The following is a 6279-nucleotide window of genomic DNA, read 5'->3' as shown; positions in this document are numbered from 1 at the left end:
ACATCGGGTGGCGTTTGGCTTGTCCAAATCCCGCCTGACCAACAAAAGAAGCCAAAGGATCTTTGATCCTGCGGGAGAGCAAAAGGGATCATCACCCGAATGGGCAGATCACCGCGGCATGGCCATGACCCAAAGCCCCTGCCCCGGCTCGAATGAGACGGGTCAGGGGCTACTGCGTCAGGGAGATCATGCTGGGGTGTTCTGGGTGGAAGCCGATATGTCGGCTGGAACCTCGAGCCCGGTCACGAGACGACAGGCTCGGGATTTGTCAGGGAAACAGTGTACAACCCGAAGTCATTCACCGACCGGGACGTAACCTCGACGGCGTTTCTGCTTTTCGAGGTTATGGAGCGCCGCAGCAGCCTGGGCTTCATCTTCGTACGTCACCATCATGGCTTGCCCGTTTGTGCCAATACATCCCCAGGTGCGAAACACGGACACTTCCCCAAACAGTGTCGGCTGCAATTCAATTCCATAAAACCGCGCCATGTTAACGTCCGGGTCCACGTGGATAAGGTGGACAGGTGTGGTGTCTGTCAGCTCCATGACACGATTGTCGGTTAATTCAGCCATCCTGTCCAATGACTTTACGAGAACAATTCGTAGGTAAGGATTCTTTACCTTTTTGACACCTGGGAAAAGCCCCACCGATCGACAAGAGATTTTACCCTTCTCGACCGCTGATGTGATAACGAGGTTGTTTCGAAATAGATGGGCCGAATATCGAGATACTTCATCAACGGTAATACTCTGAATACAAACGAAACAATTCTCTTTTGACTTTGCGTAAAGATTTTTTTCTTTACACCTCTTGAAACGGTGCTGTTTCTTTCCAAAATCCCGCTTGTTAGCACTCTTCAACAGGGAGCGCTAATAGGATGAATCGCCAAATGAGGAGAATTCAGAATGGCCTTCAAACCTTTACATGACCGTGTGCTGGTTCGTCGCGTTGAGAGCGAAGAAAAAACCGCTGGCGGCCTGCTCATTCCGGACAGCGCAAAAGAAAAGCCCAGCGAAGGCGAAGTTGTTGCAATCGGCGAAGGCGCACGCAAGGACAACGGCGAACTGATCGCAATGGCTGTAAAAGCTGGCGACAAGATCCTGTTCGGCAAATGGTCGGGCACCGAAGTCACCATCGACGGCGAAGAGCTGCTGATCATGAAAGAAAGCGACATCATGGGGATCATCGAGGATTCTGCCGCGGCAAAAGCCGCCTGACGCCTCAGGTTCACCAGGTAACAATAAACAACATACTAAGGAGCAAGTCACATGGCTGCTAAGGACGTCAAGTTTACGACCGATGCCCGCAATCGCATGTTGCGCGGTGTCAATATTTTGGCTGATGCCGTTAAAGTGACGCTGGGCCCCAAAGGCCGCAACGTGGTTCTGGACAAATCCTTCGGCGCACCGCGCATCACCAAGGATGGTGTGACAGTGGCCAAGGACATCGAACTGGAAGACAAGTTCGAAAACATGGGCGCGCAGATGGTGAAAGAAGTCGCCAGCCGCACCAATGACGAAGCCGGTGACGGCACCACCACTGCAACTGTTCTGGCGCAGGCAATTGTCAAAGAAGGTCTGAAGCAGGTTGCTGCAGGCCTGAACCCGATGGACCTGAAGCGCGGCATCGACCTGGCAACTGCCAAGGTTGTTGAAGGCATCAAAGATGCTTCGCGTGAAGTCAAAGACTCTGCAGAAGTTGCGCAGGTTGGCACCATCTCGGCCAACGGCGAAGCCGAAATCGGTCAGCAGATCGCAGACGCGATGCAGAAGGTTGGTAATGAAGGCGTTATCACCGTCGAAGAAAACAAAGGTCTGGAAACCGAGACCGATGTTGTCGAAGGCATGCAGTTCGACCGTGGCTACCTGTCGCCTTACTTCGTCACCAACGCAGACAAGATGATCGCAGAGCTCGACGACTGCATGATCCTGCTGCACGAAAAGAAACTGTCCTCGCTGCAACCGATGGTTCCGCTGCTCGAGCAGGTCATCCAGTCGCAAAAGCCTCTGCTGATCATTGCTGAAGATGTTGAAGGCGAAGCGCTGGCAACTCTGGTTGTCAACAAACTGCGTGGTGGTCTGAAAATTGCTGCTGTCAAAGCACCGGGCTTCGGCGATCGCCGCAAAGCCATGCTGCAGGACATCGCAATCCTGACCGGTGGTCAGGTCATCAGCGAAGATCTGGGCATGAAGCTCGAGTCCGTGACCATGGACATGCTGGGCACTGCCAAGAAAATCGAAATCACCAAAGACGAAACCACCATCGTCGACGGTGCTGGCGAGAAGGCCGAGATCGAAGCACGTGCTGCTCAGATCCGCACCCAGATCGAAGAAACTTCGTCGGACTACGACCGTGAGAAGCTGCAAGAGCGCGTTGCCAAGCTGGCAGGCGGTGTTGCCGTTATCCGCGTCGGCGGCATGACCGAAGTGGAAGTGAAAGAGCGTAAGGACCGTGTGGACGATGCTCTGAACGCAACCCGCGCTGCTGTTCAGGAAGGCGTGGTCGTTGGCGGCGGTGTTGCTCTGGTTCAGGCCGGTAAAGCACTGGAGTCGCTGAAAGGCGCGAACGCCGATCAGGACGCAGGCATCAACATCGTTCGCAAAGCAATCGAAGCGCCCCTGCGTCAGATTGCTGAAAACGCAGGCGTAGACGGTGCAGTTGTTGCTGGCAAAGTTCGCGAAAGCGACGACGCAGCATTCGGCTTCAATGCGCAGACCGAAGAATATGGCGACATGTTCTCGTTCGGCGTCATCGACCCGGCCAAAGTTGTCCGTACTGCTCTGGAAGACGCGGCATCGGTTGCAGGTCTGCTGGTCACCACCGAAGCAATGGTTGCAGACAAGCCTGCCAAAGAAGGCGCACCTGCCGGTGGCGGCATGCCCGACATGGGCGGTATGGGTGGCATGGGCGGCATGATGTAAGCTGCTTAAGCCATAGTGCTAAGGATCGGGGTCGCCTTCGGGCGGCCTCGTTTCGTTTATGGCGCTGCAACCACCGACCAACCCGCTGAAACACTGACCGCCCTGCCAGCTTTCTTTTCTAAATTGATGGTCGCAATGCTCCATTCGAAAAGGGAGCACAATTTCTTATGCCCCTTTCCAAGTTGCTATTTGGGAACCTTAACCAGTCACGCCGATCTGCGGACAGTTCTTTGCTTGCATGGCCTGCGTAATGGCGTCGTAGTTACCCTTAGCCGCTGCCAATTGGTCGGCATGATCTTGGGTCGCAGCCATTGCTAATGCGGCAGGCCAGAACAGAACCAGCGTCACGCCGGTAATAACGGCGTCATTCGTAGCGGATTTCTTCTGATCGGCCGTCAACTTATTTACGTTACTTGCAATCTGGTTGCGCTCGGCGTGCAACTGCTGGCACGAACGCCCATCGAAGACTGATGGGCTGACATACGTTGCGCCAACCTTATCCGGCGACTGCGCGCAGGCAGAGACAACGGACAGAAGGGCAACGGCAGTAATAAACCTGCGCATGAAATACTCCTTTTCAAACATGCGTTTACGGTACGGGATCACCATGGAAATGAGGCCTGACAATGGCAACCTCAGCCCTTTTCGATGTCTGAGTTGATTTGGTCAGCGGGCTTTGTTGTGTGTGGGTGACCTGGTGTACTTCCTACCCAGCGAATGCTCTTCGCTGCGCAATGCGGCCAACCGGACCTTGATGAGTCTCTGGAACGCCGCGGCGTATATTGTGAAAGCAGTTCGCCGTAATTGGTTGGACTGATGGTATTTCCCTGATGCTATGCGATTGAGTTTAGCAGCAATGCGCGTGAGTATCTGAAACCGATACTTGTCCGGTCCCGCGTTCACAGCAGTGGATCTTTATCTTTTTTAACGCGTTCAGGCAGGCTGAGCCGTAAGGGGTCTGGTTGAGCGCCAATGGACAGCACTCTGGCCTAACCTAAACGGGGTTGACGGACCCTGCCCTGATGGCGTCCGCTATGGTCATGACGATAGATGAAGACAAGGTGGACAACGCGGTTCTGGCGTTGCTTTGGTTGACGCTGCATGATGAGCGGCGCGCCTGGAAGGGTTTTGACTGGGACGCGCTCGACCGGTTGCACCACAAAGGGCTGATCCTGGACCCTATAGGTAAGGCAAAGTCAGTGGTGCTGACAGACGAGGGTCTGCGCCGATCAGAAGCACTCTTTGCAGAGCTTTTTGCGCGGACACCCAGGCAATAGTTAATCCAACACGTAACCACCGAGATAATCTTCGCCGAGAAATGCCTGGCATCTGGCTGACAGCTGCAATTTGCGATAGGCCAACCCCGTCCGACAAACGATGAAGAAGGGTGCAGGTCAATGGCGCATGATCTTGAGGGGCTCATTAAGTTTGTTACCAGCGACGAGACCTGGCACCAGCGTCTTGCGGACGTTCTGGAAGAGCACTTTCTGCCGACCCTCGAAACATTTGATCTCGACTTCGAAGACCTGACTGATCTGCTGGGCGAAGACTGGCCAATGGTCCTGTGGGGCGGCGGGCTGGAGGATCTTCTGGGCCGAACATTTGGACCAAACAATGAAAACGCCGCCGATGCTTATCTAGAACGGCATGGATCAAAGGAGAGTGCCCAGACCCGAGCTTATATCGCGGGGATGCGGGACGCTCCCGTCAGCCTCTACGAAGTCAGCACCATCAAACCAGGCAAATCCATGGTGCTGACGGACCTGCTGTCAGACACCGGCCCCGTCACCGTTCGGGAAAAAAGCGCCACACAAATGGTGCAACAATGGGATCGCATCGTTGTTCGGGTGGTCAGGCAGGGTGATCACAACATAATCTCGGGCGCCCTGCTGCCGTTCGACGCAAACGCTGTTGCGTTGCTCGATGATGAGCTTCGGACCATCCTGAAACTGAATGAGACAGATCAGTTGCGACTGACGCCGGATCAATTACGGCGCTCCGCACCCTTCTTCGCAAATGCCTGGCTTTTTGCACATTTGCCGAATCTGCTGGATCCGGAACCACCACAGATCAGCAACAGTGATGGTGACGATCTGGTCTTTCATGATCTGCGTTTTCCCCTCGCCAGCGGAGTGACACAAAACCGAGTTTCAGAGCGACTGTTGCAGGCCGCTGAACTCGTGGCCTCGGGTCAGAAAGAATGGACATGGCTGGCTTTGGACAACGCGGGCGGCATGCGACGCACGACCGGCCTGGTCCTGGACAAATCAATCTCTGGCGCTGCGGTCCTCGGATCTCTTTCCCTGAAAGGCAGGGCGCTGACGCTGTCTGTGGATTCAGTCGCGTGCGCGAGACGTGGCGAAGCATATATCCTTGAGCTGCTGGGTGATCTGGTGAAGCCGCCGCTGACAGCAATCCAGACCGTTGAGCAGATGATGGCAGAGGACAATCAAGAGACCGGACCCTCTGCTGAAGAGGACATCCCCCCTGCCCTGGCCCGGCAGCTCGCCCACGAACATCTCGACCAACACTACCGTGATACGCTCGACCAGCCGATACCGGCCTTGGGTGACAAAACTCCCCGCCAGGCCAGTCGCAGCGCCGCAGGCAAGAAACAAGTGATTGAATGGCTAAAGACAATCGAAAACCGCAGCGCTCGTCAGACCGGCTCTCCTGTTGCAGATTATGATTTCAGCTGGATGTGGGACGAGCTGGACCTGTCAGACCACCGAAAATGACAGATAGCCTGGACAATCGAGCCATTCTACGGAAGCAGTTTGCTGGGCAGCTTCCCTGACGATACGCATCGAGCCTTTCAAGTTCCACTCAAAACCAGGCAATCGCATTTGCCTGAAGAGTAACTATGATACTGGTCGTTGACGTGCCCTACTGCCCGCCCGCAATGTTGACTTTGCCTACAATCTTCGCACCGCTTTCGGTTGCCAAAGTCCTGGCCTCTACATCAGCTTGAACATGTGAAGTCGATGCAATCTTCAGATCGTCACATTTCAGACGACCTTGATGCTTGCCTTCCATAACGATCTTTTTTGCCGACAGTGCACCGTCAACCGACCCGCCAACCTGAACAGTGATTGTATCAGCGCTGATGTCCCCGACCACACGGCCTTTGACTTCAACGCCGCCCGCACTTGAAACGACATTGCCTTCGATTGTCAGGTCTTCTTCTACTATTGAGCTGGCCACATTGAGATCCTCTGACTGAGATAGCGGCGACCCTAAAACGGAAGCTGGGATTTGGCCACCTGCGTCTAAGGTGACCTAGTCCCGGGGCGAAGATTCGCCTTTGGCTAAAGGCAATACTGCAGGACTGCTGTATTTGCATTTCCGGATGCTCTC

Annotated in this window: 8 protein-coding genes; 5 read left to right on the top strand and 3 right to left on the bottom strand. The window is 54.7% G+C overall.

Annotated features, from left to right (window positions below):
• A partial coding sequence (locus tag Q0816_RS22915; RefSeq protein ID WP_298854996.1) for a hypothetical protein occupies nt 1-316 on the top strand: 316 nt, incomplete at its 5' end.
• Here Q0816_RS22915 and Q0816_RS22910 read toward each other — a convergent pair.
• The gene (locus Q0816_RS22910; RefSeq protein WP_298854994.1) at nt 295-573 is read right to left on the bottom strand and encodes a WGR domain-containing protein; all 279 of its coding nucleotides are present in this window, start codon (nt 571-573) and stop codon (nt 295-297) included. The genes Q0816_RS22915 and Q0816_RS22910 overlap by 22 nt on opposite strands.
• Before the next feature lie 333 nt (nt 574-906).
• Between Q0816_RS22910 and groES the strand changes: the two genes are divergently transcribed.
• The gene (groES, locus tag Q0816_RS22905) at nt 907-1218 is read left to right on the top strand and encodes a co-chaperone GroES (RefSeq protein WP_298854992.1); all 312 of its coding nucleotides are present in this window, start codon (nt 907-909) and stop codon (nt 1216-1218) included.
• A gap of 51 nt (nt 1219-1269) precedes the next feature.
• On the top strand, nt 1270-2922 hold the full coding sequence (gene groL / locus Q0816_RS22900; protein ID WP_298854990.1) for a chaperonin GroEL: 1653 nt from the start codon (nt 1270-1272) through the stop codon (nt 2920-2922).
• Between the two features lie 198 nt (nt 2923-3120).
• Here groL and Q0816_RS22895 read toward each other — a convergent pair whose 3' ends face one another.
• Nucleotides 3121-3549 carry a hypothetical protein gene (locus tag Q0816_RS22895; RefSeq protein WP_298854988.1) on the bottom strand — a complete coding sequence of 143 codons (429 nt, stop codon included), beginning with the start codon at nt 3547-3549 and terminating at the stop codon, nt 3121-3123.
• Nucleotides 3550-3944: 395 nt separating this feature from the next.
• Here Q0816_RS22895 and Q0816_RS22890 point away from each other — a divergent pair, with 395 nt between their 5' ends.
• Both Q0816_RS22890 and Q0816_RS22885 read left to right on the top strand, forming a co-directional pair.
• The gene (locus Q0816_RS22890) at nt 3945-4199 is read left to right on the top strand and encodes a DUF6429 family protein (protein ID WP_298854986.1); all 255 of its coding nucleotides are present in this window, start codon (nt 3945-3947) and stop codon (nt 4197-4199) included.
• A 120-nt stretch (nt 4200-4319) separates the two neighbouring features.
• On the top strand, nt 4320-5660 hold the full coding sequence (locus Q0816_RS22885; RefSeq protein WP_298854984.1) for a hypothetical protein: 1341 nt from the start codon (nt 4320-4322) through the stop codon (nt 5658-5660).
• A gap of 148 nt (nt 5661-5808) precedes the next feature.
• On the opposite strand, the gene Q0816_RS22880 is transcribed toward Q0816_RS22885, so the two are convergent.
• Complete coding sequence (locus tag Q0816_RS22880) at nt 5809-6126, bottom strand: polymer-forming cytoskeletal protein (protein ID WP_298854982.1); 318 nt, start codon at nt 6124-6126, stop codon at nt 5809-5811.
• Nucleotides 6127-6279: the final 153 nt, after the last annotated feature.

The organism is uncultured Ruegeria sp. (genome assembly GCF_947497005.1).
In the GTDB taxonomy this organism is placed as follows: domain Bacteria; phylum Pseudomonadota; class Alphaproteobacteria; order Rhodobacterales; family Rhodobacteraceae; genus Ruegeria.
The sequence above is the reverse complement of the archived record's forward strand: the minus strand, read 5'-3'. Positions and strand labels throughout refer to the sequence as shown.

Bases quoted from the DNA above. Each gene is read 5' to 3' on its own strand.
- Q0816_RS22910 (WP_298854994.1), bottom strand. From the start codon at position 573: ATGGCTGAATTAACCGACAATCGTGTCATGGAGCTGACAGACACCACA.
- groES (WP_298854992.1), top strand. From the start codon at position 907: ATGGCCTTCAAACCTTTACATGACCGTGTGCTGGTTCGTCGCGTTGAG.
- groL (WP_298854990.1), top strand. From the start codon at position 1,270: ATGGCTGCTAAGGACGTCAAGTTTACGACCGATGCCCGCAATCGCATG.
- Q0816_RS22890 (WP_298854986.1), top strand. From the start codon at position 3,945: ATGGCGTCCGCTATGGTCATGACGATAGATGAAGACAAGGTGGACAAC.
- Q0816_RS22885 (WP_298854984.1), top strand. From the start codon at position 4,320: ATGGCGCATGATCTTGAGGGGCTCATTAAGTTTGTTACCAGCGACGAG.